The sequence below is a fragment of the Streptomyces sp. NPDC024555 genome, from assembly GCF_055559335.1.
Map to the genome: position 1 here is coordinate 1 of NZ_JBVHKV010000031.1, position 25902 is coordinate 25902.

Here is a 25902-nt window from a genome sequence, read left to right on the forward strand (position 1 = left end):
GTCCAACGTCAGGTCATCGGCGAAATGCCGGTCACCGGTCGCGTCGGGCACGTACTTCACACAGACAACGATCCTCAAGCTCACGCCGGCTCTCCTACTGCATCGTCTTTTCCGGGGCTGCCTTGTTGCACGCAGCATAGGCGCCTGATGGGGCGTTTTCCGGTCGGGGCGACCGACGCTCCGACCGTCATATTACTCGCCAGTACATCCATCCGCCGCCCAATGAGCAAGCGCTTTGCACTGTGATCTGGCCAACGCCGGGCGCCCAGTCGCCCCAAGGAAAAACTCAGTCGCGCAGTGCTGTGAAACCGCCCTGGTGGTAGACCAGCGGACGGCCGCCGCCGACCGGATCGCCGGTGATCGCCTGGGCGATCACGATCCGGTGGTCCCCCGCCGGAACCCGGGCCACGACCCGGCAGACCAGCCACGCGAGCACACCGTCGAGCAGGGGGACGCCTTCGGGCCCGCTGCGCCATTCGGTGGACGGACCGAAGCGGTCGGCCCCGCTGCGCGCGAAGGTGGCGGCCAGGTCCCGCTGGTGCTCGCCGAGTATGTGGACGCCGATGTGCTCGGTCCGGGCGATCACGGGCCAGCTGGACGAGGAGGTGCCCACGCCGAAGGAGACGAGCGGCGGATCGGCGGCGACGGAGTTGAGCGAGGTGGCGGTGAAGCCGACCGGCCGCTCGCCGGCGGCGGTGATCACGGCGACGCCCGCCGCGTGCTGCCGGAAGACGGAGCGGAGGAGGTCGGGGGTGGCCGTGCGGGGATTGCCGATCTCGGGTGATGCCGTCATGGAGATGTCCTTCTGCGCGTCGGATGTGCGGGGCCGTGGATGCTCAGGCACCCGGACAGCGCGCACTCGCGTTGCGGGCGAGGTCGACGTGGACCCGGCCGTAGAGAAGGAGTTCTGGCGGCATAGCGTCAGACTGACGATGGGTGGTGGGTGCAGTCAAGACCGTCCCATCAGGTGGGAGAAGCATCACGGTCCGTCATATGGCGCGGCCCAGTGCGGCGACGACGTCCGCGGTACGGGGCTGTCCGGCCGCCCGGCGGACGATCCGGCCGGTGGCGTCGAGGACGAGGACGGTGGGGGTGCGGCTGATGTCCAGGGCGCGGACGAGAGTGAGATGCGCCTCGGCGTCGATCTCGACGTGTGCGACGCCGTCGACCATGCCGGCCACCTCCGCGAGGGTGCGGCGGGTGGCCCTGCAGGGCTGGCAGAACGCGCTGGAGAACTGGACGAGGGTGGCCTTCTCCCCCAGCTCGGCCCCCAGTTGGGCCGCGGTGAGCCGTTCCGCCTGCTTCTGCCCGTCCACCTTCGGCCTCCTGCCGGATCTCTGCTCAAGGGGTCAGCGTCCGAGGGCCGCCGGACATTCCCGGCCGCGCCACGTGACGAGAATCTCCCGCCCCGGGCCCTCCGAGACTGGCCAGCGCGTCGCGCATACGGCACGATCGGCCCAATGCCGCAAACCTACGGCTGCGTAACTTCCGCCGGGAGAACCTCCTCAGGCGCTGAAGAAGGGTCTTCTCCAGATGGCAGAACTCGTCTATCGACCGGTCATCGGCGTCGCTCGTACGTTTTTCAAGGCGCTCGACCTGAAGATCGACACTCAGGGTTCGGAGCACATCCCGAAGACCGGCGGCGCCGTACTGGTCAGCAACCACATCAGTTACCTGGACTTCATCTTCAACGGCTTCGCTGCTCTGCCGCAGAAGCGGCTGGTGCGCTTCATGGCCAAGGAGTCGGTGTTCCGGCACAAGGTCTCGGGGCCGCTGATGCGCGGAATGAAGCACATCCCCGTCGACCGCAAGCAGGGCGAGGACGCGTACGCGCACGCGCTGGCCTCGCTGCGCTCCGGGGAGATCGTCGGCGTGTTCCCCGAGGCGACGATCTCGGAGTCGTTCACGCTGAAGAGCTTCAAGTCGGGGGCGGCCCGGCTCGCGCAGGAGGCCGGTGTGCCGCTGGTGCCGATGGCGCTGTGGGGGACGCAGCGGCTGTGGACCAAGGGGCGGCCGCGCAACCTCAAGCGCGACCACATCCCGGTGACGATGCGGGTCGGTGAGCCCGTGGAGGCCCCCACCGACCAGTACGCGGGTGCCATCACCCGGCGGCTGCGGGAGCGGGTGCAGGAACTGCTCGAAGCGGCCCAGCGCGCCTATCCGGTGCGGCCCCGGGACGCGAACGACACCTGGTGGGTGCCGGCCCACCTCGGCGGTACGGCTCCGACGGCCGCCGAGGTGCGCGAGCGCGGCTGACGAGGCCGCGCCGGGGCCGGCGGAAACGTCACTCCGGGGTGCGGACCGTGATCCGCGCCCCGGGGCTCAGCTTCTCCAGCCCCTCGACGAGTTCGGTGGCCGCCGCGTCGAGTTCGGCCGCCGTCATCGGTGCCATGCCCTCCAGCAGGAACACCGCGTTCACGGACTGCTCGGTCAGCCGGGTCCGTACGCCCTGGCGCCAGTTCCACCGGCGGCAGGTCACGCCCTCGTCGTCGCACCAGACGACCTCGCCGGACTCGGGGTGCTCGACGGCCTCGGCCCCGCCCGCGACGGTGGCGAAGGGCTCCGTGCCGGTGGCGCGGACCAGGCGCATGGTCCCCGCGATCCGGTCGGTGTCCTCGCCGCCGACCGGGATCAGATGGGCGACGCTGACCGCGTTGTAGAGGTCGACGAGCTGGTTGATCCTCGGCAGCCCCGCGTCGGTCAGGGCCCGCTTGGCGAGGGCCTCGGCGGAGTTGCGGGTACGTGAGGGCTTGGCGCCGAACGCCGTGTAGACGTCGCGCCAGGCGGCCAGGTGCGGGTCCTCGTGCGGCGGCCGGTCCCCCAGCCGCTCCTTCAGACGGCGTGCCGCGTCGTCGAGGAGCGCGGCGCTCACGGCGTCGCTGGGCCCGTTGACCAGGCCCCGCGCCTCGACGGCCAGGGGCGTGAAGCCGGGGGCGAGGGTGCGTACCTCGTCGGAAACGGTGAGGGTCAGGGACATGTCGTACCTCGTCTGGAGACGGTGGTTCAGAGTGCCGTGGGGAGCAGGCGCCAGAGTTCCGCGCGGTCCGCGGCCGACCGCATGGCGTGGAGCACCTCGGGCTGCGGTTTTGAATAGAGTACCGGATAGTCCACTTCATTGAACTCCGCACGGACCGGCCAGGCCAGTCGCTCCCGGTCGAGCGAGAACTGCGCGTCCACCCCCGGCGGCACATTGCCCCGCGCGTCCAGGCGGTCCCAGCGACCCCGGCCGGGGAGCCGTACGGCGATCAGCCCGTGGAGCACGCCGAGCATGCCGTCGTCGCCGGCGAGGGCCTGGTAGCAGAGGGCCGCGGGGATGCCCTCCGCGCGCAGCAGAGCGGCGAGGGCGTGGGACTTGCCGTGGCAGATGCCGTTGCGGGTGGCGAGGACGTCCGAGGCGCGCCAGGCGACGCGCATGTCTCCGGAGTCGACGGAGTGCGGAATGGTGTCGCGGACGAAAACGAAGGCAGCCTCGGCGTATGAATATGCGTCACTCACCTCGGAGCGCAGCCGGGCGGCGGCCTCACGGACCACCGGATGGTCGTGATCGATGGCCTCATCGACGGCCAGGTACGCATTGATGTCGGGGTTCTGCTGGATCAGCTCCATGCCGGGTGAGCATAGAGAAGCGATCGACCGTGATCAATAGTTTTACGGTCGATCGCAACTCTATGCAGAATGACTCAGGCGGCCATCTCTTCCTTCAGCGCGAGGACGAAGGCGTCCACGTCGTCCTCCGTGGTGTCGAAGGCGCACATCCAGCGCACGTCGCCGGCCTTCTCGTCCCAGAAGTAGAAGCGGAAGCGCTTCTGCAGGCGCTCGCTCACCTCGTGCGGGAGCCGGGCGAACACGGCGTTGGCCTGGACCGGGTGGATGATCTCCACGCCGTCCACGGCACGCACCCCCTCGGCGAGCCGCTGGGCCATGGCGTTGGCGTGCCGTGCGTTGCGCAGCCACAGGTCACCGGCAAGCAGGGCCTCCAGCTGCACGGACACGAAGCGCATCTTGGAGGCGAGCTGCATCGAGAGCTTGCGCAGGTGCTTCATGGCCCGCACGGCGTCCGGGTTCAGCACGACGACGGCCTCGCCGAACAGCGCCCCGTTCTTGGTGCCGCCGAAGGAGAGCACGTCGACGCCGACGGTGTTGGTGAAGGTGCGCATCGGTACGTCGAGGGCGGCGGCGGCATTGGCTATGCGGGCGCCGTCGAGGTGGACCGCCATGCCGTGCCCGTGGGCGTGCTCGCAGATGGCGCGGATCTCGGCGGGGGTGTAGACGGTGCCCAGCTCGGTGTTCTGGGTGATCGAGACGACCTGCGGCATGGCGCGGTGCTCGTCGTCCCAGCCGTACGCCTCCCGGTCGATGAGCTCGGGGGTGAGCTTGCCGTCCTCGGTGGGCACCGTGAGCAGCTTGAGCCCGCCGACCCGCTCGGGGGCCCCGCCCTCGTCCACGTTGATGTGGGCCGACTCGGCGCAGATGACGGCACCCCAGCGGTCGGTCATCGCCTGGAGCGAGACGACGTTGGCGCCCGTTCCGTTGAAGACCGGGAAGGCCTCCGCGGTGGGGCCGAAGTGGCTGTGCATCACACGCTGGAGATGCGCGGTGTACTCGTCCTCGCCGTAGGCGATCTGGTGACCGCCGTTGGCGAGGGCGAGCGCGGCCAGGATCTCCGGGTGCGTGCCCGCGTAGTTGTCGCTGGCGAAGCCGCGGACCAGCGGGTCGTGATGACGACGCGCGTCGGTCCTTACGGGTGCGGGGTCAGCCACAGGCGCTTTCCGTTCACTTCCGGGGCGGGCCGGTCCCAGACGCCGGCGATGGCATCGGCCAGCTCCCCGACGTCGGTGAAGCCCGCGAACTTCGCATTCGGGCGCTCGGCGCGCATGGCGTCGTGCACCAGTGCCTTGACGACCAGGATCGCAGCCGCGCTGCTCGGCCCCTGCTCGCCCCCCTCCTTGCGGAAGGCGTCCGCGAGGGCGAGGGTCCAGGCCTCGGCCGCCGCCTTGGACGCGGCGTACGCGGCGTTGCCCGCGGTGGGGCTGCTCGCGCCGGCCGCGCTGATCAGCACGTACCGCCCGCGGTCGCTGCGTCGCAGACCGTCGTGGAAGGCCAGCGAGGTGCTCTGGACCGTCCGGATCAGCAGCTTCTCCAGCAGCGTCCAGTCCGCGAGGTCGGTCTCGCCGAAGCTCGGGCTGCCGCGCCAGCCGCCCACCAGGTGGACCAGGCCGTCGATGCGGCCGAACTCCTTCTCGGTCTTCTCGGCCCATTCCCGGGCCGCGCCGAGGTCGGTCAGGTCGACGGTGTCCCCGGTGACGGTGGCGCCCCCGTGGGCGTACCGCGCTGCGTCCACGGCCTCCGCGAGCCTGGCCGCGTTGGCGTCCGACGCGACGACCACGGCGCCCGCCTCGGCCAGTCGCAGCAGGGCCGCCCGGCCCGCCGGTCCGGCCGCGCCCGCGACCGCCACGACCGCCCCTTCGAGCGCACCGCTCCCGCTGCCCGTGCCGTTTCCGTTCATGGCCACCGCCTCCTCACGACGTGCGCTCACGCGGCCGCCCGCCCGGCGTCCGCGGCGGTGATCCCCTTGGTGGAGGCGATCACGTTCTTCAGCTTCTTGGAGAGCGCCTCATAGAACATGCTCAGGGGAAACTCGTCCGGAAGCACGTCGTCGACGAGCTTGCGGGGAGGCTGAGTGAGGTCCAGGGCGTCGGGGCCCTTGGCCCAGCGGGATCCGGGGTGCGGTGCGAGATAGGTCGCGACCAGGTCGTACGCGGCGAACCAGTGCACCAGCTTGGGGCGGTCGATGCCGTCCCGGTACAGCTGCTCGATCTCGGCGCAGAGCTGGTTGGTGACCTGCGGGGCGCGCTCCCAGTCGATCCTGAGAGTGTTGTCCGTCCAGCGCACGACGTCGTGCTTGTGGAGGTACGCGAAGAGCAGCTGGCCGCCCAGACCGTCGTAGTTGCGCACCCGCTCACCGGTGACGGGGAAGCGGAACATCCGGTCGAAGAGCACGGCGTACTGCACGTCGCGCCCCTGGCGGACTCCGTCGGCCTCCAGTTTCACGGCCTCCTTGAAGGCGGTGAGATCGCAGCGCAGCTCCTCCAGGCCGTACATCCAGAACGGCTGGCGCTGCTTGATCATGAAGGGGTCGAAGGGCAGGTCACCGTGGCTGTGGGTGCGGTCGTGGACCATGTCCCAGAGCACGAAGGCCTGCTCGCAGCGCTGCTGGTCGCCGACCATCTCGCGGATGTCCTCGGGCAGGTCCACCCCCAGCAGTTCCACGGCGGCCTCGGTGACGCGGCGGAAGCGGGCCGCCTCGCGGTCGCAGAAGATGCCGCCCCAGCTGAAGCGCTCGGGAGCCTCGCGCACCGCGATGGTCTCCGGGAAGAGCACGGCGGAGTTGGTGTCGTAGCCGGAGGTGAAGTCCTCGAAGGTGATCCCGCAGAACAGCGGGTTGTCGTAACGGGTCGCCTCCAGGTCGGCCAGCCACTCGGGCCAGACCATGCGCAGCACGACCGCTTCGAGGTTGCGGTCGGGGTTGCCGTTCTGGGTGTACATCGCGAAGACGACCAGGTGCTGGAGCCCGTCGGCGCGGTCCCTGGCCGGCTGGAAGGCGAGGAGCGAGTCGAGGAAGTCGGGGACGCCGAAGCCCTCGGCACCCCAGCGGCGCAGGTCCCGGACCAGGGCGTGGTGGTAGTCGGCGTCGTGCGGAAGCAGCGGGGACAGCTCCTCGACCGCCGCGGTCACCCGGCGCAGCGCCTCCTCGGCGCGTGCCCGCTCCGGCGCGTCCTCGGCGCCGAAGTCGATGGAACCGTCCTTCGACTGCCAGGGGCGGATCTCCTCCACGGCACTCTTGAGCGCGGACCAGGCCGGGTGATCCACCACCCGTTCCGCGGAAGCTATGCCCCCGCCGACACCGTCATGCACAAGAATTTCCGTCATTGCTCTTCCTCCACAGGAGAACCTCGCGTCAAACAACCGTATCCATGTGCGGTTCCCCGAGACAAGTGGGGTCCGGGAAATTATCCTGCGCTACCCCATGGTCACCGCGATTCTTCCTGCCTTCCGCGCCCCAGACGGATTCTTCCGTCGGGCTGGAGGCGTCCTCACGGGGCGGCGGGCCGGGATCGCCTACGGTGTGCGGTCATGCCGGGGCGCCCCGCGGGGTAGGAGCGGCACGGGCGCAAGCAACGACGGAAGCGAGAGTGCCTTGTCTTTTCTCACCATCGGTCATCGCGGTGTGATGGGGGTCGAGCCGGAGAACACCCTGCGGTCGTTCGTCCGCGCCGAACAGGCCGGGATGGACCTCATCGAGCTGGATCTCCATCTGAGCAAGGACGGCGCACTCGCCGTCATGCACGACGCGGAGGTGGACCGCACGACCGACGGCACGGGGGCGATCGCCGACAAGACCCTGGCGGAGCTGCGCGAGCTGGACGCCGGGCAGGGCGAGCGGGTGCCGGTGTTCGAGGAGGTGCTCGACGCCGTCCGGTCCCCGATGCAGGCCGAGATCAAGGACGTGGCGGCGGCCCGCACCCTGGCCGAGGTGATGACGCGGCGCGCCCTGGTCGACCGGGTGGAGGTCATCTCGTTCCACGACGAGGCCATCGCGGAGGTCGCGCGGCTGGTGCCGGGGGTCCGCACCGCGCTGGTGGCCAGCCGGTGGGGCGACGACGTGGTGGACCGGGCCACGGCGGTGGGCGCCACCCGTCTGGTGCTCAACATCCGGCGCATCACGCTGGAGCTGGTCGAGAAGGCGCACGCCCGGGGGCTGACCGTGGTCGGCTGGGTGGTCAACACCCAGGACCATCTGAGGCTGGCCCGCGGGCTCGGCCTGGACGGGGCGACCACCGACTTCCCGGAGATCCGCCGCGCGGGCCGCTTCACCGCGTGAGGACCGTCGCGGGCGCCCCGTGGCCGGGAACCGCCCCCGGGCGAAGCCGGGGGCGGTCGTCGCTCATCCTTCGGTGAGGTCCTTGACCAGCAGCTCGAAGGCGAGGTCGTCGCGCTGCGGGATGCCGAAGCGCTCGTCGCCGTACGGGAAGGGAGTCAGCTTCCCGGTACGGCGGTAGCCGCGGCGCTCGTACCAGGCGATCAGCTCCTCGCGCACCGAGATGACGGTCATCTGCATCGAGCGGACGCCCCAGGTCTCCCGGGCGGCGCGCTCCGCCTCGGCGATGATCACCTTGCCGAGTCCCGCGCCCTGCTCGGCGGGGCGCACGGCGAACATGCCGAAGTAGGCGGTGTCTCCGCGGTGTTCGAGCTGGCAGCAGGCGACGAGCACGCCGTCCCGCTCCACCATGAGGAGCCGGCTCCCCGGCGCCTCGATCACTCCGCGCACCTCGTCCGGGTCGGTGCGCTGCCCCTCCAGGATGGCCGCCTCGGTGGTCCAGCCGGCACGGCTGGCGTCGCCCCGGTAGGCGGACTGGACGAGGTCCACGAGCGCCGGCACGTCCGCCTCGGTCGCGTCACGGAAGGTCAGCTGTCCCGGGTCCCTGGTCGGGGCGGTGTCCATGGCGGGTCTCCTCGTCTGTGCTGGGGCGGTGCGGCAGCAGCGTAACTCCCGGGTCCGTGCCGGACGCCCCGCGTCCGGGGTGCGGACCGGCCCGCCGGACGGCGCCGCCGGCCGTTTCACCCCCCACGCGCGCTCCCCCTTCGCTCCTGTGCGCCGCGTACGGGCGTGCGGCCACGGGCAGCTTCTGAGCGGCGGCGACACGGGTCGCCGGGGGGAGGTCGCGCTGTGCACGGACCGGGCATGTCCGGCTGGCTGCTCACCGCGCTGTGCGCGCTGACGGGGGCGTACTGCCTGCTCCGCGCCCGCGGTGCGTCCGGGGAGGCGCGCCGCGGTGCGCGGGCGGAGGCGGTGATGGGCTTCGGCATGGCGGCGATGGCCCTGCCCACCGCGGTCCTCGCCCCGCCCGCGTGGGGGTGGTCGGTGTACGCCGCGCTCTTCGGCGTCGCCGCGCTGCGGGCCCTCTGGTCCGCCCGCCGGGGCCGCCACCATCTGCACCATCTGGTCGGCTCGTCGGCGATGGTCTACATGTCCCTCGTGATGGCACGGTCGGGCGGGGCGGGCCACGGCGCCCACGCCTCGCACGCGATGGCGGCCGCCGGGGGTGTGCCGCTGCTGACCGGACTGCTCCTCGTCTACTACGCGGGGTACGTACTGCGTGCCGGGACCCGGCTCATACCCGTGGGCGTCGCCCCGGCACCGGCCGGCACGGCGGCGGTGGGCTGGGGGGCCCGGCCGGAGCTGGCGCTGGCGTGCCGGCTGACGATGGCCCTGGCGATGTTCGCCATGCTGCTCACTCTGTGAGACACCGGGCAGGGCGAAACCGTGGCGTACGTCACTTGGCGAGCACACCCATACCCGTGCGGACCACGGCGCTCATAGGCTGACGCCATGGTGGTCTCCGTCGTTCTGCTGCTGCTCGGTGTGCTCGCCGCCGTGGTGACACCCCGGCTGATGGCGCGGGCCGAATGGCCGGAACGCGAGCCCGTGGTGGCTCTGTGGGTGTGGCAGTGCGTCGTGGCGGGGGTGCTGCTGTCGTTCGCGCTGTCGATGACGTTCAGCGCGGCGGCCGCCTGGCAGGCCGTGCGCGGCCATGTGTTCGCCCCGGCCCCGCACGCGGTGGTGGAGGCCTATGCACTGGGGTCGTACGGACCGTGGTCCGCCGTGATGGCCGTGCTGCTGGGGCTCGGCGGGGTGTGGACGGCCGCAATGCTCACCCGCGAGATCCGGCGCGCCCGTCAGGAGCGGCGCCGCCGCCGTGACGAACTGCTGGTGCGCTCCCCGCTGCTGCCCGGCGAGGAGCCCGGCAGCAGCCGGCTCGTCGTGCTGGAGGGCGAGCGCCCCGACGCCTGGTGGCTGCCGGGCGCCGCTCCGCAGCTGGTCGTCACGACCGCCGCGCTGGGGAGGTTGAAGGGCCGTCAGCTCGACGCGGTCCTCGCCCACGAGCAGGGGCACGCCAACGCGCGCCACGACTGGCTGCTCAACTGCTCGGGGGCGCTGGCCTCCGGCTTCCCGCAGATCCCGGTCTTCGCGGCGTTCCGCGGCGAGATGCACCGGCTCGTCGAACTCGCCGCCGACGACACGGCGTCCCGGCGTTTCGGGCGGCTGACGACCGCCCTGGCCCTGGTCGAACTGAACGAGGACCGGGGGGTGTTCGGGCCCTGCCCGCCGCCCGGTACGCAGATGCCGGAGCGGGTCAGCCGGCTGCTGGCACCGGCCGGGCGGCTGACGGCGGGCCGGCGGCTGGGGCTGACCGCGGCGGCGACCCTGCTGCCCGCGATTCCGCTGCTGGTGGCGTTCGTGCCCGCGCTCGGGGCCCTCGGCTGAGCGCTGTCCCGGAAGGGGGGCCGTCCCGGCGCGGAACGGTGAAGTCCGCGCGCGGGGGATGGCTTCGGCCGGTGACGGTCGGCGAAGATCCCCTCATGTCCTCCCTGCTCCGCTCCCCCGCACCCCCCGTCCGCACCCGTGCCGCCGCGCCGCTGCTGCGGGCCGGGGCGGTGTGCGCGTTCCTCGCCCTGGCCGTGCTGGCAGCGGTGGCCGCGCGCTGGTCCCCGTTGATGCGCCTGGACCGGGACATCGCGCAGGCCCTGCACCGGCGGGCGGTCGTGGAGCCGGGGTTCGTCCGGGTCAACCGGGTGCTGACGGACTGGGTGTGGGACCCGTGGACGATGCGGGCCCTGATCGCAGTGGTGGCCGTGGTGCTGTGGTGGCGCGGTGCCCGGCTGCTCGCGGTCTGGGCCGCGGTGACGGCAGTGGTGGCCAATGTGCTCCAGCAGGCTCTGAAGGCCGCGGTCGACCGGCCGCGTCCGCACTGGCCCGATCCGGTGGACTCGGCGCACTACGCGGCGTTCCCGTCCGGACACGCGATGACGGCGACGGTGAGCTGCGGTCTCCTGGTGTGGCTGGTGCACCGCTCGGGCGCCGGGCGCGGGGTCCGGCGGACGGTTCTGGGCCTGGCGGTCGTCTCGGTGCTCGGGGTCGGTCTCACCCGGCTCTATCTGGGAGTGCACTGGCCCTCCGACGTGCTGGGCGGCTGGCTGCTCGGCGCCGCCCTGGCGGCCCTGGCAGCGGGCGCGTACGAACGGCGGGAATCGCGCCACCGCACGGAATCCGGCTGAACGGGCGCCCTTGCCCGGTTTCACGGCCTCCGCGAGGATCGGGGCCATGGCGATCAAGGGTGTGCTCTTCGACTTCTCCGGGACGTTGTTCCGGATCGAGTCCGTCCGGGCGTGGCTCACCGGGGCCCTGGCGGAGCGGGAGGTGGAGCTGGGGGCGGCGGAGTTCGAGCGGTGCGCCCGGGAGCTGGAGGCCGCTGGCGCGCTGCCGGGCGGCCCGTCCCCCCGGCGGGTGCCCGAGCGGCTGGCGGAGGCGTGGGCGCTGCGCGACGAGAGCGCGGCCCGGCACCGGGAGGCGTACATCGGACTGGCCCGTCAGGTGGAGCTGCCCGATCCGGGGCTGTACGACACGCTCTACGAACGGCATCGGCTGCCGGGCGCCTGGCTGCCCTACCCGGACGCGGCGGAGGTGCTGGCCGCTCTGAGCGACGAGGGGATCGCCGTCGGTGTCGTGAGCAATATCGGCTGGGATCTGCGGCCGGTGTTCCGGGCGCACGGGCTGGACCGCTGGGTCGACGCGTATGTGCTGTCCTTCGAGTACGGCGTCCAGAAGCCGGACGCACGGCTCTTCCGCACGGCCTGCACACTTCTGGGACAGGATCCGGCCGATGTGGTGATGGTGGGGGACGACCGCGTGGCGGACGGCGGGGCGGCCGCGCTGGGGTGTGAGGTGCGGTTCGTGGACCATCTGCCGGTGGACGAGCGGCCGGGCGGGCTGCGGGAGCTCGAACTGACCCGCCGGGTTGCCTGAGACACATGTGAGAGATGTCCCTGACGCCCAATGGGTCCGATAGTCACATCGGGGCCGTAGCCTGGGGTGTATGTCCCCGACTCCGTGCCCGTCCTCCTCCGTGCGCTCCGCAGCCGACGTGAATGACGACATTCGCGAGCTGTGGCAGCGCTCGGGCGGGCAGCTGTCGCCGGAGGACGAGGAGGAGTACCAGCGGCTGCTGGTCGAATGGGCCGCCGCCACCGGTGGCAGCGCCCGCTCGGCCGCCTGAGCGCCCCCTCCCCTTCGGGAACCCTCCCCCGACACCCCCGTGTCCGCGCGGTCACGACGCGTGGTCCCGCCCGGTGGCGCACCGGACGGGACCCTTTCCTGCGACGAGGCCGCGGCCGGGCCGGCCGGCCGCGGGGTCAGCGGTCGAAGTAGTCCGGCTGGGTCTGGACGTTCAGCTCGTCCGTCCGCACCCGCTTGGCCGGGTCGGTCCGCCGGTCGTCGATCCTCAGGACGTCGAGACCCTTCTCGATGTCGTTGGAGTAGATGTAGCCGTTGTAGTAGTACGCCGACCAGGGGCCGGCCGTGGAGACCTCGTCCAGGGTGACGGGGCCGCGCTCGAAGTATCCGATCTCCCTGGGCTTCGAGGAGTCGGTGAAGTCCCACACGGAGACCCCACCCTGGTACCAGGCCTGGACCATCAGGTCGCGGCCCTTGACCGGGATGATCGAGCCGTTGTGCGCGACGCAGACCTCGGTGTCGGCCTGCGGGCGGTCGATCTTGAAGTAGCTGCGGAAGACCAGCTTGCGGTGGTCGCCGCGGCCGACGATGTCGTAGATGCCGTCGGCACCGCGCTTCGGGCCGATCTCCTCGTTGCAGGTGGCCGCTCCGCCGCCGCCGAGTTCGTCGGTGAAGACGACCTTGTCCGCGCGCTGGTTGAAGGTGGCGGAGTGCCAGAACGCAAAGTTCACGTTGTCCTGGACCCGGTCGATGATCTTCGGGTGCTCCGGGTCCTTGATGGAGAACAGCAGCCCGTCACCCATGCACGCCCCGGCGGCCAGGTCCTTGGACGGCAGCACGGTGATGTCGTGGCAGCCCGTCGTCTTGGACACGCCCGGGTTCTCGGGGGCGCCCGGGTTCCCGCCGTCCGGGAAGAGGACCGGGAAGTTGACGACGCGCGCCTGTTCGGGCGCCTTGCGCGGCACCTTGATGACGGAGATCCCGTCGTGCGGCGGCTGGCAGTCGGGGAACGTCGCGCTCGGCGAGTACGAGGACACGTACACGTACACGTCGTTCCGCTCGGGCACGAGCGTGTGGGTGTGCGAACCGCACGCGGTCTCGACGGCGGCGACGTACTTCGGGTTGCGCTTGTCGCTGATGTCGAAGACCTTCATGCCCTCCCAGGAGGACTTCTCCGTGGCGGGCTGGGTGGTGCTGCTGCACGAGTCGTCGCTGCGCGAGGAGTCCGTGGACAGGAAGAGCAGGTTCCCGGAGACGGAGATGTCGTTCTGCGATCCGGGGCACAGCACCTGGGCCACGGTGCGGGGCGCCCTCGGGTTGCTGATGTCGAAGATCCGGAAGCCGTCGTAGTTCCCGGCGAAGGCGTACTTCCCCTGGAAGGCCAGGTCGGTGTTGAGGCTGCGGAGCGCGTCCTTGGGCACGTTGGCGACGTGGGTGACGTTGGCGCTGTGGACGATCTCGTCCACACCCGGCACCTCACCGCTGCTGATCGCGGCGGCCGCCTCGGCCCGGCCGCTCGTGGAGAGTTCGGTTCTCTGCGCGGGCGCGTCCCCGGGGTCGGGTGTCGCGGCCGCGGGTCCGGCCATCAGCACGGTGGCGAGCAGCCCGGCGGCGGCCGCCGCCACGCCCAGACGTCTGCGCCGCACCGGGGTGGTGTGCAACGAGGTCACTGCGTCCTCCCATGGTTCGGTAGGTAGTTGACCGATTCACGGACTCCGGCAGTATGGTCCTTGCCATGCCCATACCAACAGATGGCAACAAGAACGTCATGAAAGTTTTTGATCGACGCTGTGCGTAGACGTGCTAGGACAGAGCGCAACCGCCCAATCCTCCATGGAGGTCGCTTTGTTGATACGTCGCCGCATCCTCGGTCCGCGCGGACGCGTCCTCGCCGCGGCCGTCGCCGCCCTGCTCCTCTCGGCCGGCTGCGACGCGGACGGCGGTGACGACGGGCCCGACACCCGGACCCACGAGGCCGGTTCGGTCGTCGCGCCGGGCAGGCCGGGCGAGCCCGCGCGAACCCTCTCGCCCTCCCAGGCCGCGAAGGAGGCCGCGGTCGACTCCCCCAACGCGGCCGACGTCACCTACGTGCGGCGCATGATCGAGCACCACACCCAGGCCCTGGAGCTGACCGCGCTCGTCCCCTCCCGCGCCCACTCGTCCTCCGTCAAACGCCTCGCCGAACGCATCACCGCCGCCCAGCGACCGGAGATCGGCGCCATGCAGGGCTGGCTCTCCCGCCACGGCAAGGACGAGAAGGCCGCCGGCCACCAGGACCACACGGCGATGCCCGGCATGGCCACGGCCGCCCAGCTCAAAGACCTCCGCGCGGCAAAGGGAGCGGCCTTCGACCGGCTCTTCCTGGACCTGATGATCACGCACCACCGGGGCGCCGTCACCATGGCCACCGAGGTGCTCTCCCAGGGCAACAACGTCCAGGTCGAGGAGATGGCCGACGACGTGATCGCCCAGCAGACCAGCGAGATCGACCGGATGCGGGCCGTCTCCCGGTGACGGCCTTGCCCATGACCGGCCCGCCCGGAACTGCGCGCCGGGCCGCGCGGGCATCTGCCGTGTCGGCTCGACGGCGATCACGCACCGGTCGCAGCCGGTCAGCGGAGCATGACGTCACCAGGTGGCGGTCGTGGCGGCGTGGTGCTCCGCCAGCACATCACGGTCGAGTGGCGCCGACTCCGGAAGGTGCAGGGCCGCACCGTCCAGAGGGCGGTATGCGGCATGGCCTGCAATGCTCGGTGCGACACAGACCGTCAGGCCACTGCTGATGGCCAGCAGTCCGCTGTCGAAGAGGCGGTGGATGTCGGAGCGCAGGAGCAACCCCTCGCCGATGAGATGCCGTTCCGTCTTTGCGAACGGCCGGAGGTGAGCGGCTTCGAGGACCTCTGCCGGCGCTGCACCCGTCACGGCACAGACCAACCCGTACTGGCGGACCAGAGCTCTACGGAAGGCATCCTGACCGCGCCGGACTGCTGCCGACGTCCGCCGACGCCCTCCCGGCAACTCGAAGGGCCGGTGTCCTGATGCATCGGCCGCTCGGCTCCGGGGAAGGCGGATCCCTCGTGAGGCCACCGCGGCCAGCGTCCGCGCCCGGTCCATGGCCTTGATCGACTGCTGGTCGGACTTGCTGAGGCTGAGCTCGGCCAGTTGCGTCCTGCCCAGACTCCCTTCGAGGGGTTGCCAGGTCCCTCCGTAGTGCGCCCTGTAGCTGGTGACGTGGATCGTCTCGACCCTCGGGTGATCGAAGACCGTGGCACACGGGCTGCACCGGTAGCGGGGTTGCTGAGACGTTCGTTCCTTGAACCCGGTGCTCCCGCACTCCGGGCATCGGCTACGTGGCTTCTCCTGGTTCGGAATCATCTCCAGCTCTTCCACGTATCCCACGCCAAGAGCTTCACGGCCGGTACGGACGACAATGAGATCACCCACTGACACCCGACGGTGGTTTCCCACAGTCGAGTCGTAGCTGTAGGACTCCTCCACGACGTCCTCGTAGCCGGCGTTCCCCTGGAACTGCCGTTCCTCTCCCCCTACGACCAGAAACGACCAAGCGTTTCCACGCGCGATCGCCGTCGCGGCCTGCTCCGCATCCATGGCGGGATCATATGAGCGGCGCGGGCCGTCGGCCGCACCGATGGCCCGGCCGGCCCCGACACACCGCCGCCCCTCGGCCGTCCCCCGGATCCTGACAACGCCACCGGCCGAACCGTCTGGCCTTCATCGACCGCCCGACCGGCACGGTGATCCGCCGCTACTGACGCTGAAGGTGTGATGTCGGTCCACCATATGTGATCAGGGGTGTTCTGGTTCCGGCTCCGAGTCGGTCCATGAATACGCTGCTACGTCGAACCCACGTCTGGGTTCGCGACACCTCTGACGGGTCAGCAACCTCGGTCGTAGATGGCCCGCAGCCACGGCTCCCGGACGGCGGGCATCCGCGCCAGTGTGTACCGGAACGCCTCTCTGGACGGCTGGAACGGGTACCACGGGTGCGGCGGCAGCGGGTCGTCCCGCTCCACGCCTGCCGGCAGCCCGCCGACCACCGGCAGCCGGGTCCGTTGCGGCGGGAAGGCGAGCTCGGCCCACAGCGCGGCATCCATAGGCACCGGCACCGCCCCGGCACGCGGCCGCCACATGTCTCCGGTCTGCGGATGGACCGGCACCAGCACCAGGTCGGTGGCCGACTCGCCGAACTCCGGTCCCGCCAGGTCCAGCCGCTTCGCACCTTCCCCGGCGGGCAGCAGCGCTCCGAGTGCCGGGCCGAGGAGGTCAGCTGCAGGCCCTGGCACCACCTCGACCGGCGCGCCACCGGCGGCCACCACTACCTGGGCGAGAGCCACGCCCGCCGGGATGTCCCGATATACGCCAAGCCGGTGCCACAGCGCGCCCGTGGTCAACAGCTCTGCCCAGTCCATGACCGGCCGCTCCGGCGGGCCGGGCAGCAGCACCACCGCCTGCGGGAGGAGACGGACGATCTGCCAGCACCCGCAGTCGTCCATCCTCGTTCCGACCGGCAGATCACAGCCCAGGCAGGCAAGGTTTGGCCCGTCCCTCCCGTCGATCCCCCTGCAGTAGCCCCCTGCCCGCTCAAGAATCAGCCTTGTGCCGCGCATGTCGCCCGGCGCGAGGAGGACGGTGTCCGACGGTCCGTTGGACAGCGCGCCGAACGGCGCGAAGCGCCCCCGCTCCGCCGCCTCGCGTGCCCCGACCTCGTCCCACTGCTGCCACGGCGGCCCGTACGGTGCGGGGTCGACGGCGTAGGACCCGGCCTCCAGCAGGGAAGGGTGCAGCGTCTCCCAGTGGGCGTCGGCCAGGTGGATCGGCAACGCCACCTCCGACACTGCCGCTGTCAGCACCGCACCGCAGCCCGCACACCCGAACACCGCCAAGCCGTCCCCTCCCGCCGTGAAAGCTCCAGCATCCCACCAAGCGGTCGGACCGGGGGCAAGCGCTTTTCTGTCGACGCCAACGCCCCACCGACTGGCAGAGCAGACCTCCACGCCCCGCTCGCGGCCTCAGACAGCCGGAAACCTCGCCGATGATGCGCGTGACCAGCGACCAGAGTGGACTCCACCGTCTGCCGCGCTCACCAGCATTCGGCCGGAGCGATCGGCTGGGCAACTCCTTCATCAAGGAGACAGGCTCTGACGCCGTGGCAGAGTCTCTTCGCCCGCTCGGTGGAGATGATGCCGGAAGCAAGGGCCGGTCCGGAGCAGTCCCGAGCGGTCGCCACACGAAACGACGAGCGCAGCCACGTCTTCCTCGGCACCGCCACCGCGGCGGCCGTTGCCGTCCGGCTTTGTGCATGAGCTCCTACGCGACCCAGCAGTAGACGCTCTGGTCCTGGCGCCGGGCGCTGGTGACGAGGTCAGCCAGATCGCTCACGATCGCGTCCGCGGTCGCCGTGTCGATGGCCTCGCCGTCCTCCGCACGGAGCTGAGCCCACGCGGCAGCGACGTCCAGCAGCCTGGAGCGTTCGGCGTCCCCGAGTGCATCGGACAGGCGGGTCGACATCGCGAAGACGATGCACCCGCCATTGTCCTGGCCGGCAACGATGCGAGGCTCACCGGCTTCGACGAGTTCCTCGAAGTTGCCGCCGAGCAGAAGGTATTCCCACTCGACCACAGCCTCTTCGGGGTCAAAGTTCCCGAAGGAGAGCGACTCGAACGCCTGCCCCGGCCCGGTCTGGAGGGCCAGACTCGCCGTCGTGTCGTCCGGCGCCACAAAGAACTCCACGATGATGCTCACCCGGGCATGATGCCCGACAGCCCACAGCCGTGATCGGCCGGGCATCCCAGGTGCTCTGTCCCGCAATCCCATGAGGCCGAGGGTCAGGCCTCATCCGGAGGGGCGCCGGTGGCACCGGCTGCGTGAAGCGAACGCCCGAGGTCTCCGGTGAGGATGCGGGGGTGGCGACGCCACCACCACAGGTCGGGGCCGGGCAGTCTGCTGAATCGGCCGAGTGCTTGGCCGTCGTCGTCAAGGGTCGCGGCCTTGTATTGGTCGTCCAGAACTTTGATTCGCGGGGTCCAGAGCTGGACGACGGCTTCGTCCAGCAGGAGCCACGCCTCGTGCAGCCAGTTTCGGCAGGAGAGGTCGTTGGTGTACTCGTAGACGTCGTCGCCGTAGCCGCGCTCGATGGCGCTCACCAGGGCAGCCCACGCGTTCACTCTGTCGGCGACGGTGAACGCCGTCCGCCAGCCACGTCGGTGCAACAATTCTCCCACCTCGGTTTCAGTAGCCACGGGCGTGAGGCTCTCATGCAGAGGCCTTCCGGGCGACCGAGATGTGCTCTCGCCGGAGCCCGGCGGTCCCACAGCGTGATCGAGCTCGGACGATCTCGCCGTGAGTGGTCTGATCACGGCGTCAACGCGGCCCTGGAATGCCCCATTCGGTGAGCACAGGCCGGGACAGCGCGGAAGCGATAGCGTTCTCGGCATGCTGGACGGTCCTGATGTCTCGGCGGCACTGCGAGGCGGGGTGCAGACTCCCACGCAAGCCTGGGACTTTGTGCGCTGGTTCGCGGACGCGTGGATGCGGCGCCCGCTGGTGCCGTCAGACGGCTACAGCGAGGGCGAGTTGGCGGCAGCCGAGGCCGAGCTGGGATTCGGACTCCCGGCTGCCCTGCGCGAGGGATACGCGCTGTTCGGGCGCCGACAGGACCTGACCCGGCAGCAGGATCCTCTGGTGCCGGTGTCGGGGCTCCGCGTCACCGACGCATTGGGCGGCGTCCTGGTCTTCCGCCACGAGAATCAGGGCTGCGCCTCCTGGGCGATCCCCCTGGCCGAGATCGAACAGAACGATCCGCCGGTGATGGTGGATTCACACGACGGCTGGGTCCTGTTCCTCGATCGGATGTCCCTCGCATGGGTCGAACTCGTGCTGAGCGAGTCCCTCTTCGGAGCTGACGACCTGGGGCTCTACGATGCCTGCGAGCTGCCCGGCTCACTGCTGCCGAGCCTCCACGAGCGCTATGCCCGAGTGAACCTGCCTGACCATCCCCTGTGGGCCGGCAAGGAAGACTCGCCCGTGCGCTGGTACTCGGCACCTGGCCGACTGGTACGCAGAGACGGAACTCAGGACCAGTCCTGGATCCATGCACGCGGACATGCGGCTGCTGATCTTGAGACCATACGCAAGGACCTTTCCGGACCCTGGGTCCGCTGAAGTTGCCTCACCCGCGGTAGAGGCCACCGAGGAGCTTCCTGGTGGGCACGGGCGAGAGCCGCGACGGGTCTGCCCCGCCTCACTGTCCGCCGCAGAGGCCGGTGAGCGTGCCGGTCGGTCCGGAGGTTGCTGCCAAGACCCGGGCGTCGGCGGCAGCGGACTCGGGGCGGAAATCGCTGCCGCGAGCGCGATGGCGGGCAGTAGCAGGCGGGGCGATACGTGGATCTGGCGGCGGCCGGAAAGCCGCGCAACGTCTCTGTGGCGACCGGAATCGGGCCCGCGCCGATGTCACCAAGCCCCGCCGGCACCACCGCTTGCCGCTTGGGGAGCGAGTCAGCGGGGCTGCTCAGCCCCGGAGCCAGTGCCGGATCGCGGCAGTGGTGACGGTACTGGACAGTCGCATGATCCGCCGGACAGCGCTCGGAGCAGCACTCTGCCCCTGAACGCCGCCCGGGTGCGATGCTGGAGGAACCCTCGGGAATGAGGTGTGTCGTGCTTCGTGTCGCTGTCGTCGGGTCCGGTCCCAGTGGGATCTATGCCGCGCAGGCCCTGGTGGCCCAGGATCTGGTTCCGGGGGTGCGGGTCGATGTGCTGGACCGGCTGCCCTGTCCGTACGGGCTCGTGCGGTACGGCGTGGCGCCCGATCACGAGAAGATCAAGTCGCTTCAGCAGAGTCTGCGGTCGGTGCTGGAGCACGAGCGGGTGACCTTCGTCGGGAACGTGCCGGTGGGCGCGGGCGGGGTGGAGCCGGGGCGGCTGGCGGGGCTGTATCACGCGGTGGTGTACTGCGTGGGGGCCGCGGCGGACCGGTCGATGGGGATTCCCGGCGAGGAGCTGCCGGGCAGCCGTTCGGCCACGGAGTTCGTCTCCTGGTACAGCGCTCATCCGGATACGGCGACGGGGCGTTTCGGGCTGCGGGCCCGTACGGTCGTGGTGATCGGGATGGGCAATGTGGCGGTGGACGTGGCCCGGATCCTGGCCCGGGGCGCGGAGGAGCTGCGGCCCACGGACGTGCCGCAGCCCGCGCTGGGTGTGCTGGCGGGCAGCCGGGTGCGGCAGGTGGTGATGGCCGGGCGGCGCGGGCCCTCGCAGGCCCGGTTCACTACGAAGGAGCTGCGGGAGCTGGGGGCGCTGCCCGGAGCGCGTGTCGTCGTCGAGCCGGCGGAGCTGGCCCAGGATCCCTGGTACGCCGGTCCGGCACCGGATGCTCCGCCGCCGCCCGCGGTGGTGCGGCGGAATCTGGACGTCCTGCGCGGCTGGGCCGCGGCGGGTCCGGCCGATGGGGACGTCCGGGGGCGGCGGATCGCGTTGCGGTTCTTTCTGCGCCCGGTCGAGCTGCTGGAGCGCGGCGGCCGGGTGGCGGGAGTGCGGTTCGCCCGGACGGTGCCGGACGGCGAGGGCGGAATCCGGGACACGGGGGCGTACGAGGACATCGCCGCGGAGCTGGTCCTGCGGGCGGTCGGGTACCGGGGCGTGCCGCTTCCCGGGTTGCCCTTCGATCCGGTGCACGGGACCGTGCCGCACCGGGCCGGGCGGGTGCTCAGGGGCGGTGTGCCGTCACCCGGGGAGTACGTCGCGGGGTGGATCAAGCGGGGGCCGACTGGGGTCATCGGGTCGAACCGGTCCTGCGCGAAGGAGACCGTCGCCTCGCTGATCGAGGACGCGCCGCTGCTCGCGCGTCGCTCGGCCGCCCCGGACCCCCTGGCGGTGCTGCGGTCCTGGGGACTGCGCCCCGTGGAGTGGGACGGCTGGCAGTCCATCGAGCGCGCGGAGGCGGCCCTCGGGCGTTCGCTCGGCAGGGGGCCGGTGAAGATCCCGGACTGGCCGGGGCTGATGGGCGCCGCCCGGGGCGACGGGGTGTAGGCCGCGGCTGGATAGCCCGCGCCTGGCGGCGCCCCCAGGTGCGCTGCGGGCAGACGGTCCAGCGGAACCGGATCGCCAGATAGGCCAGGACGCCCCCGGGTGCGCTGCGGGCAGACGCCTGGCAACGCCCCCGGATGCGCGGCGGGCCGGCCCGACCGGTGCCCGGCCGCAGGAGGCGGGTCAGTTCTCGGCGAGGCGGGCGGCCTGGCGGTCGGCGGCTTCGAGGATGCGGTCCAGCAGGCCCGGGAAGAGGGCGTCCAGGTCATCGCGCCGCAGGCCGTTCATCTTGGCCGTGCCGCGGTAGATCTGCTGGACGATGCCGCTCTCGCGGAGCACCCGGAAGTGGTGCGTGGTGGTGGACTTGGTCACCGGCAGGTCGAACCGGGAGCAGGTCAGTTCGCTCTCGGCGGCGGCCAGTTCGCGGACGATGCGCAGGCGCACCGGGTCCGCGAGGGCGTGCAGGACCGGTTCCAGCCTGATCTCGTGCCCTGCGGGGTGGGCCAGCGCGCGGGCGCCGGCCACCGGGTCGGTGGCGCTGGCAGGGGTCACGTCTCGCTCCGCATCGTCGCTCGGTCCGGCCTCCCATACTACGAGGTGCGTCGTAGTACGCCGAAGGCGCCGTATAGGACAGGAACTGTCCTGAAGCCTGCCTACTGTGGTCCTGCGGCCGGGCACCCGACCCGGCCCCCAGGAGGCGCGGACCATGACGGACTCGGTGGAGCAGGCACTTCCCTTCGCGCGGCCCGCCGCGCTGGAGGCCTGGCTGGAGGAGCACCACGACAGCCGGGACGGGCTCTGGCTGAAGATCGCCAAGCGGGGGTCCGGGGTGGCGTCGGTGACCGCGTCGGAGGTGATCGACACGGCGCTGTGCTTCGGCTGGATCGACGGGCAGCGCAAGTCCCTGGACGCGGTGTACTACCTCCAGCGGATCTCCCCCAGGCGGCGCCGCAGCCCGTGGTCGCTGATCAATGTGGAGAAGGTCGCGACGCTGACGGAGGAGGGCCGGATGCGGGCCGCGGGGCTCGCCGAGGTGGAGGCGGCCCGTGCGGACGGGCGGTGGGCCGCCGCGTACCCCTCGCAGAGCCGGGCCACCGTGCCGGACGACCTCACGGCCGCGCTCGCGGCGAACGAGGCGGCGCGCGTCTTCTTCGAGGGGCTGAGCAGGTCGGACCGCTATCTGGTGCTGCTGCGGCTGATGACGGCGACGACGCCCGAGGTCCGGGCGGCGCGTCTGGCGAAGGCCGTGGCCTCGCTGGCGGCGGGCCGGAAGGTCCGCTGAGGTCCGGTCAGCCGCGCAGCAGCTCGGGGTCCTTGGCGAGCGAGGCCAGCCGGTCCGCCGGGTCGGCGATCAGCCGCCGGGTCGTCAGATCGAGGATGCCCGCCACGCCGGTGATCTCGGCGGCGACCGTGCCGTCCTCCTTGAGGATCTGCTGCGCGACCGTGAAGGTCTTGCCCTCCCCGTAGTCGAAGCGGCAGGACACCCGGACCCGTTCGCCGCCGCGCAGTTCGCGGCGGAACTTCACGGTGACTTCGAGCGCGACCGGCCCCACGCCGTCGGCCAGCAGCTTCTCCTGGGGGAGCCCGGCCGCCCGCAGCAGTTCCCAGCGTGCGTGCTCGGCGTACTGGAGGTAGACGGCCTGGTTGAGGTGGCCCTGCGTATCGAGTTCGTAGCCCCGTACGGTCACATCCACGAAGAAGGTCATGAACGGCGCAACAGCGCCTCCGCTTCCGGCATTCCCGCAGGCCGAGTGGTACGGATCACCCCTCGGCACGGTGCGCGAGCAGCCGGTCGACCAGGGTGTCGGTGTAGTCCGGCGCGAGGGGGACGACGCCGAAGAGCACCCGGACATAGAGCGGCGCGAGCACGCCGTCCAGCACGTCCAGGACGTCGGGGGCGTCCTCCCCCCGGGCGCGGGCCCGCTCCAGCATGCCGTCGACCTGGGCCGAACGGACGGCGAGGAATCGGTCGCGGGCGGACACGCCGTCGGGGCCCGCGGAAAGGGCAGCGACCACGGTGCGCAGCAGGGCCAGTCCGTCCGGTCCGGTGACGTCCTGGGCGGCCTTGGCGGCGAAGGCGCGCAGGTCACCGCCGAGGCTGCCGGTGTCGGGCACGGGCGAGTGCGCGGTGAGCCGACTGACGACCACGTCCATGAGCAGCGCCTCCAGGGTGCCCCACCGGCGGTAGACGCTGCTGTCGGCGACGTCGGCGCGCGCCGCGACATCGGCGACCGAGAAGGCGCCGTGGCCGCGTTCGGCGATCAGCTCCGTGGCGGCGCGGTGGACCGCCTCGCGGACCCGGGCACTGCGGCCGCCGGGGCGGCGGGCGGGCGACGGGGGCAGCGGGGCGGCGGTGGCGGGGTCCTGGTTCACACCGCCGAGACTAACGCAGTAATTCCTTGCGTTAGTGGGGAGGGTGGGTCTACGGTCCTGCTCGCAGCCGTACGTGAACCGGTCCGCCACCGCGTGAGGAGCACCCGATGCCGCCGATCCCCTCCATCGACCGTCCCGCGCCGCCGGATCCGGAGCGCGGCCCCCGTCCCGGGGTGACGGAGCGGATCGAGAGGGCGCTGGCCATGACGGGCGCGGTGGTCGCGGTGGTCGACGACGCCGCCTGGTCGTCGCCGACGCCCTGCGCGGGCTGGGACGCGCGCGCGACGCTGAACCATCTCGTCGGCGGCATGCGGATCTTCGCCGCCGAGCTGACCGGCACCGACCCCGGCGGCGCCCACCACGACGACTGGCTGGGCACCGATCCGGCGGGGGCCTACGCCCGTGCGGCGGAGGCCGACCGCGCGGCCTGGCGGCGGGCCGCCGGGAGCGAGGAGGACCTGGCCTCCATCACCGTGCGCCTCGGGTTCGGCGCGGTTCCGGGCCCTCTGGCGGCGTTGATCCACCTCACCGAGGTCCTGGTGCACGGCCTCGATCTGGCGTGGGCCGCCGGCCGTACCGACCGGGTCGACGAGGAACTGTGCGAGGACCTGCTGTCCCGGGCGCGGCGGACGGGCATGGACCCGTTCCGCCGGCCCGGCATGTTCGGTCCCGAGCGCCCGGCCCCGGCGGACGCCCCGGCCCGGGTGCGGCTGGCCGCGTATCTGGGCCGGCCGGTCGCGGCCGGGGCCTGACCCCCGGCCGCCCGGCGAGGACTGCCAGGACGGCGGGCGCGAGAGCGCGACACGCACGGCAGGCGTGGCACGCATGGCAACGGCAGCGCGGCAGGCGGCAGGCGGCAGGCGGCAGGCGGCAGGCTCAGGGTGCGGTCCGCACGGGTGGGGTGCGGTCCGGGCCCGGACCGCCAGGGTGCGGTCATGTGGTCCGGGCCCGGACCGTACGGCCAGAACCAGAACCAGAATCAGAACCGGACCCGTGCCGGACGGCCGGCAGCGACCGGGCGCCCCGCCGGGCCGGGACCGCGCGAAGACGTCGTGGTCTTTCAGTCCCCCGTCGCGTCCCCGCCCCGTCCCAGGTGCGGGAAGCGCAGTTCCGTACGGCTGGTGAAAATCTCGTCCGGGCGCAGCACCGTGGTGGGCTGGTCCGGACGGTTGGGCGAGTCGGGCAGGTGCTGGGTCTCCAGGCAGACGGCGCCGTGCCGGGTGTGGCGGCCGCCGCCGGGCGCGGTCAGGGTGCCGTCGAGTTGGTTGGCGGTGTAGACCTGGATGCCCGGTTCGGTGGTCCACACCTCCATGGTGCGGGCGGCATCCGGGGCGGTGAGACGGGCCGCCCGGCGCAGCGCGCCCGGGGTGGCGGGAGCGTCGAGGACCCAGCAGTGGTCGAAGCCCCCGGCCCGGCGGACCTGGGCGTGGGGGTCGGCTACGCGTTCGGCGAGGACCTGCGGGGCGGTGAGGTCGAAGGGGGTGCCGGTGACCGGGGCGGCGGGCCCCTCCGGGATGCCCTCCCCGTCGACCGGGAGGTAGTGCCCGGCGTCGACCTGGAGCGTGTGCCCGAGGATGCCGGCCCCGTCGGTGAGGTCGAAGTACGCGTGGTTGGTGAGGTTGACGACCGTGGCGCGGTCCGCGGTCGCGGTGTAGTCGAGGGCGAGGGTGCCCGCCGTGTCGAGGGTGTACGTCACCGTCACGTCGAGCGCGCCGGGGAAGCCCATGTCGCCGTCGGGGCTGTGCAGGGTGAGCCGGAGGACCGCGGCCTTGTCGTCGGCCTCGCCCTCGGCCCGCCAGACGCGGGTGTGGAAGCCCTCGGGGCCGCCGTGCAGGGCGTGGCCCCGGTCGGTGGGCGGCACCTGGTGGGCCGTTCCGTCGAGGGTGAAGCGGCCGTGGGCGATGCGGTTGGCGAAACGGCCGATGAGGGCGCCGAAGAAGGGGTTCTCGCCCATGTAGGCGTCGAGCGACTCCAGGGAGCGGACGACCGAGGCGGGTCTTCCCTGGGTGTCCGGCACGGTGAGACGGTGCAGGATGCCGCCGTACGTGAGGATCTCGGCCCGGACTCCGGTGCCGGAGTCGAGCGTCCAGACGTCGATGTCCACGGGCCCGTGGGCGCCGAACGGTGTGCGTGTCGCGGTGGGGCGAGGCATCAGTTTCCTTGGGACGGGCGGGGCGGCCGGGCGGGCCGGGCCGGGCCCTGCCGCGGAACGGCGGGGCACTCCCCGGGGACGCGCGCCCGGCCCCCGCGTGGGGGCGGATCCGGCGTCGCGCGCTAGGGCGTGTCCGGAAAGTGGAGCCGTCCGCCCGTGGGACGGGCTCGGCGGCGTCTGGTGCGTGCGATCGCAAGGCTGAGGGCCGCCCCGGTACTGGATGTACCGGGGTGATCCCGACGACGCGGGAGGGGATCGCCCC

At 71.7% G+C, this 25902-nt stretch carries 29 protein-coding genes and 1 pseudogene; 12 read left to right on the top strand and 18 right to left on the bottom strand.

The window, feature by feature from the left end:
- The 3 genes and pseudogenes from ACZ4FH_RS34790 to ACZ4FH_RS34800 form a co-directional block, all read right to left on the bottom strand.
- Nucleotides 1–84 (bottom strand): annotated as a pseudogene (locus ACZ4FH_RS34790) (electron transfer flavoprotein subunit beta); the annotation flags it as partial.
- Nucleotides 85–286: 202 nt separating this feature from the next.
- On the bottom strand, nt 287–793 hold the full coding sequence (locus tag ACZ4FH_RS34795; protein WP_467309824.1) for a flavin reductase family protein: 507 nt from the start codon (nt 791–793) through the stop codon (nt 287–289).
- A 196-nt stretch (nt 794–989) separates the two neighbouring features.
- On the bottom strand, nt 990–1316 hold the full coding sequence (locus tag ACZ4FH_RS34800; protein ID WP_467309826.1) for a TlpA family protein disulfide reductase: 327 nt from the start codon (nt 1314–1316) through the stop codon (nt 990–992).
- Nucleotides 1317–1533: 217 nt separating this feature from the next.
- Here ACZ4FH_RS34800 and ACZ4FH_RS34805 point away from each other — a divergent pair, with 217 nt between their 5' ends.
- Nucleotides 1534–2256: a lysophospholipid acyltransferase family protein gene (locus ACZ4FH_RS34805; RefSeq protein ID WP_383636844.1), complete on the top strand. Its 723-nt coding sequence runs from the start codon at nt 1534–1536 to the stop codon at nt 2254–2256.
- Nucleotides 2257–2284: 28 nt separating this feature from the next.
- On the opposite strand, the gene ACZ4FH_RS34810 is transcribed toward ACZ4FH_RS34805, so the two are convergent.
- The 5 genes from ACZ4FH_RS34810 to ACZ4FH_RS34830 form a co-directional block, all read right to left on the bottom strand.
- A complete protein-coding gene (locus ACZ4FH_RS34810) occupies nt 2285–2977 on the bottom strand; it encodes a B3/B4 domain-containing protein (protein WP_467309829.1) in 693 nt (230 codons plus the stop codon).
- A gap of 26 nt (nt 2978–3003) precedes the next feature.
- Complete coding sequence (locus ACZ4FH_RS34815) at nt 3004–3606, bottom strand: transglutaminase-like domain-containing protein (protein WP_467309831.1); 603 nt, start codon at nt 3604–3606, stop codon at nt 3004–3006.
- Nucleotides 3607–3680: 74 nt separating this feature from the next.
- Entirely contained in the window at nt 3681–4760 is a 1080-nt protein-coding gene (locus ACZ4FH_RS34820; protein WP_467309833.1) for a threonine aldolase family protein, read from the bottom strand.
- Complete coding sequence (locus ACZ4FH_RS34825) at nt 4739–5506, bottom strand: SDR family NAD(P)-dependent oxidoreductase (protein WP_467309835.1); 768 nt, start codon at nt 5504–5506, stop codon at nt 4739–4741. The genes ACZ4FH_RS34820 and ACZ4FH_RS34825 overlap by 22 nt, the downstream gene beginning before the upstream one ends.
- A 26-nt stretch (nt 5507–5532) precedes the next feature.
- Nucleotides 5533–6930, bottom strand: a complete 1398-nt coding sequence (locus tag ACZ4FH_RS34830; protein ID WP_467309837.1) for a DUF6421 family protein — start codon at nt 6928–6930, stop codon at nt 5533–5535.
- 268 nt (nt 6931–7198) lie between these two features.
- Here ACZ4FH_RS34830 and ACZ4FH_RS34835 point away from each other — a divergent pair, with 268 nt between their 5' ends.
- A complete protein-coding gene (locus ACZ4FH_RS34835) occupies nt 7199–7882 on the top strand; it encodes a glycerophosphodiester phosphodiesterase (RefSeq protein WP_467309839.1) in 684 nt (227 codons plus the stop codon).
- A 63-nt stretch (nt 7883–7945) separates the two neighbouring features.
- Here the strand turns inward: ACZ4FH_RS34835 and ACZ4FH_RS34840 are convergent, their stop codons facing one another.
- Entirely contained in the window at nt 7946–8503 is a 558-nt protein-coding gene (locus tag ACZ4FH_RS34840) for a GNAT family N-acetyltransferase (protein WP_467309841.1), read from the bottom strand.
- Nucleotides 8504–8728: 225 nt separating this feature from the next.
- Between ACZ4FH_RS34840 and ACZ4FH_RS34845 the strand changes: the two genes are divergently transcribed.
- The 5 genes from ACZ4FH_RS34845 (at nt 8729) to ACZ4FH_RS34865 (ending at nt 12116) form a co-directional block, all read left to right on the top strand.
- A complete protein-coding gene (locus ACZ4FH_RS34845; RefSeq protein WP_467309843.1) occupies nt 8729–9304 on the top strand; it encodes a DUF5134 domain-containing protein in 576 nt (191 codons plus the stop codon).
- 87 nt (nt 9305–9391) lie between these two features.
- A complete protein-coding gene (locus ACZ4FH_RS34850) occupies nt 9392–10327 on the top strand; it encodes a M56 family metallopeptidase (protein WP_467309845.1) in 936 nt (311 codons plus the stop codon).
- A 95-nt stretch (nt 10328–10422) separates the two neighbouring features.
- Nucleotides 10423–11118: a phosphatase PAP2 family protein gene (locus ACZ4FH_RS34855; protein ID WP_467309847.1), complete on the top strand. Its 696-nt coding sequence runs from the start codon at nt 10423–10425 to the stop codon at nt 11116–11118.
- A 46-nt stretch (nt 11119–11164) separates the two neighbouring features.
- A complete protein-coding gene (locus tag ACZ4FH_RS34860) occupies nt 11165–11866 on the top strand; it encodes an HAD family hydrolase (protein WP_467309849.1) in 702 nt (233 codons plus the stop codon).
- Nucleotides 11867–11936: 70 nt separating this feature from the next.
- Nucleotides 11937–12116: a hypothetical protein gene (locus ACZ4FH_RS34865; RefSeq protein ID WP_383636878.1), complete on the top strand. Its 180-nt coding sequence runs from the start codon at nt 11937–11939 to the stop codon at nt 12114–12116.
- Nucleotides 12117–12252: 136 nt separating this feature from the next.
- On the opposite strand, the gene ACZ4FH_RS34870 is transcribed toward ACZ4FH_RS34865, so the two are convergent.
- Nucleotides 12253–13743 carry an LVIVD repeat-containing protein gene (locus ACZ4FH_RS34870; RefSeq protein ID WP_467309852.1) on the bottom strand — a complete coding sequence of 497 codons (1491 nt, stop codon included), beginning with the start codon at nt 13741–13743 and terminating at the stop codon, nt 12253–12255.
- Nucleotides 13744–13918: 175 nt separating this feature from the next.
- On the opposite strand from ACZ4FH_RS34870, the gene ACZ4FH_RS34875 reads away from it, so the two are divergent.
- Entirely contained in the window at nt 13919–14587 is a 669-nt protein-coding gene (locus tag ACZ4FH_RS34875; RefSeq protein WP_467309854.1) for a DUF305 domain-containing protein, read from the top strand.
- 114 nt (nt 14588–14701) lie between these two features.
- On the opposite strand, the gene ACZ4FH_RS34880 is transcribed toward ACZ4FH_RS34875, so the two are convergent.
- From ACZ4FH_RS34880 to ACZ4FH_RS34895, 4 genes are all read right to left on the bottom strand, one after another.
- Nucleotides 14702–15682, bottom strand: a complete 981-nt coding sequence (locus ACZ4FH_RS34880; protein ID WP_467309856.1) for an HNH endonuclease — start codon at nt 15680–15682, stop codon at nt 14702–14704.
- A 287-nt stretch (nt 15683–15969) separates the two neighbouring features.
- Nucleotides 15970–16971 (bottom strand): hypothetical protein, encoded by a 1002-nt coding sequence (locus ACZ4FH_RS34885; RefSeq protein ID WP_467309937.1) that lies wholly within the window; start codon nt 16969–16971, stop codon nt 15970–15972.
- Nucleotides 16972–17401: 430 nt separating this feature from the next.
- A complete protein-coding gene (locus ACZ4FH_RS34890) occupies nt 17402–17836 on the bottom strand; it encodes a hypothetical protein (protein WP_467309858.1) in 435 nt (144 codons plus the stop codon).
- Between the two features lie 83 nt (nt 17837–17919).
- Nucleotides 17920–18333 (bottom strand): hypothetical protein, encoded by a 414-nt coding sequence (locus ACZ4FH_RS34895; RefSeq protein ID WP_467309860.1) that lies wholly within the window; start codon nt 18331–18333, stop codon nt 17920–17922.
- 193 nt (nt 18334–18526) lie between these two features.
- Here ACZ4FH_RS34895 and ACZ4FH_RS34900 point away from each other — a divergent pair, with 193 nt between their 5' ends.
- The gene (locus ACZ4FH_RS34900) at nt 18527–19255 is read left to right on the top strand and encodes an SMI1/KNR4 family protein (protein ID WP_467309862.1); all 729 of its coding nucleotides are present in this window, start codon (nt 18527–18529) and stop codon (nt 19253–19255) included.
- A 492-nt stretch (nt 19256–19747) separates the two neighbouring features.
- Nucleotides 19748–21118, top strand: coding sequence for an FAD-dependent oxidoreductase (locus tag ACZ4FH_RS34905; protein WP_467309863.1), 1371 nt, complete (start codon nt 19748–19750; stop codon nt 21116–21118).
- 180 nt (nt 21119–21298) lie between these two features.
- On the opposite strand, the gene ACZ4FH_RS34910 is transcribed toward ACZ4FH_RS34905, so the two are convergent.
- Nucleotides 21299–21667 carry an ArsR/SmtB family transcription factor gene (locus tag ACZ4FH_RS34910; RefSeq protein ID WP_467309866.1) on the bottom strand — a complete coding sequence of 123 codons (369 nt, stop codon included), beginning with the start codon at nt 21665–21667 and terminating at the stop codon, nt 21299–21301.
- 154 nt (nt 21668–21821) lie between these two features.
- Here ACZ4FH_RS34910 and ACZ4FH_RS34915 point away from each other — a divergent pair, with 154 nt between their 5' ends.
- Nucleotides 21822–22397, top strand: coding sequence for a YdeI/OmpD-associated family protein (locus ACZ4FH_RS34915; RefSeq protein WP_467309868.1), 576 nt, complete (start codon nt 21822–21824; stop codon nt 22395–22397).
- Between the two features lie 7 nt (nt 22398–22404).
- On the opposite strand, the gene ACZ4FH_RS34920 is transcribed toward ACZ4FH_RS34915, so the two are convergent.
- Nucleotides 22405–22821 carry an acyl-CoA thioesterase gene (locus ACZ4FH_RS34920; protein ID WP_467309870.1) on the bottom strand — a complete coding sequence of 139 codons (417 nt, stop codon included), beginning with the start codon at nt 22819–22821 and terminating at the stop codon, nt 22405–22407.
- Between the two features lie 55 nt (nt 22822–22876).
- Nucleotides 22877–23488 carry a TetR-like C-terminal domain-containing protein gene (locus ACZ4FH_RS34925; RefSeq protein WP_467309872.1) on the bottom strand — a complete coding sequence of 204 codons (612 nt, stop codon included), beginning with the start codon at nt 23486–23488 and terminating at the stop codon, nt 22877–22879.
- A 107-nt stretch (nt 23489–23595) separates the two neighbouring features.
- Between ACZ4FH_RS34925 and ACZ4FH_RS34930 the strand changes: the two genes are divergently transcribed.
- Complete coding sequence (locus tag ACZ4FH_RS34930; RefSeq protein WP_467309874.1) at nt 23596–24240, top strand: TIGR03086 family metal-binding protein; 645 nt, start codon at nt 23596–23598, stop codon at nt 24238–24240.
- 308 nt (nt 24241–24548) lie between these two features.
- Here ACZ4FH_RS34930 and ACZ4FH_RS34935 read toward each other — a convergent pair whose 3' ends face one another.
- Nucleotides 24549–25640 carry an aldose epimerase family protein gene (locus ACZ4FH_RS34935; protein WP_467309875.1) on the bottom strand — a complete coding sequence of 364 codons (1092 nt, stop codon included), beginning with the start codon at nt 25638–25640 and terminating at the stop codon, nt 24549–24551.
- Nucleotides 25641–25902: the final 262 nt, after the last annotated feature.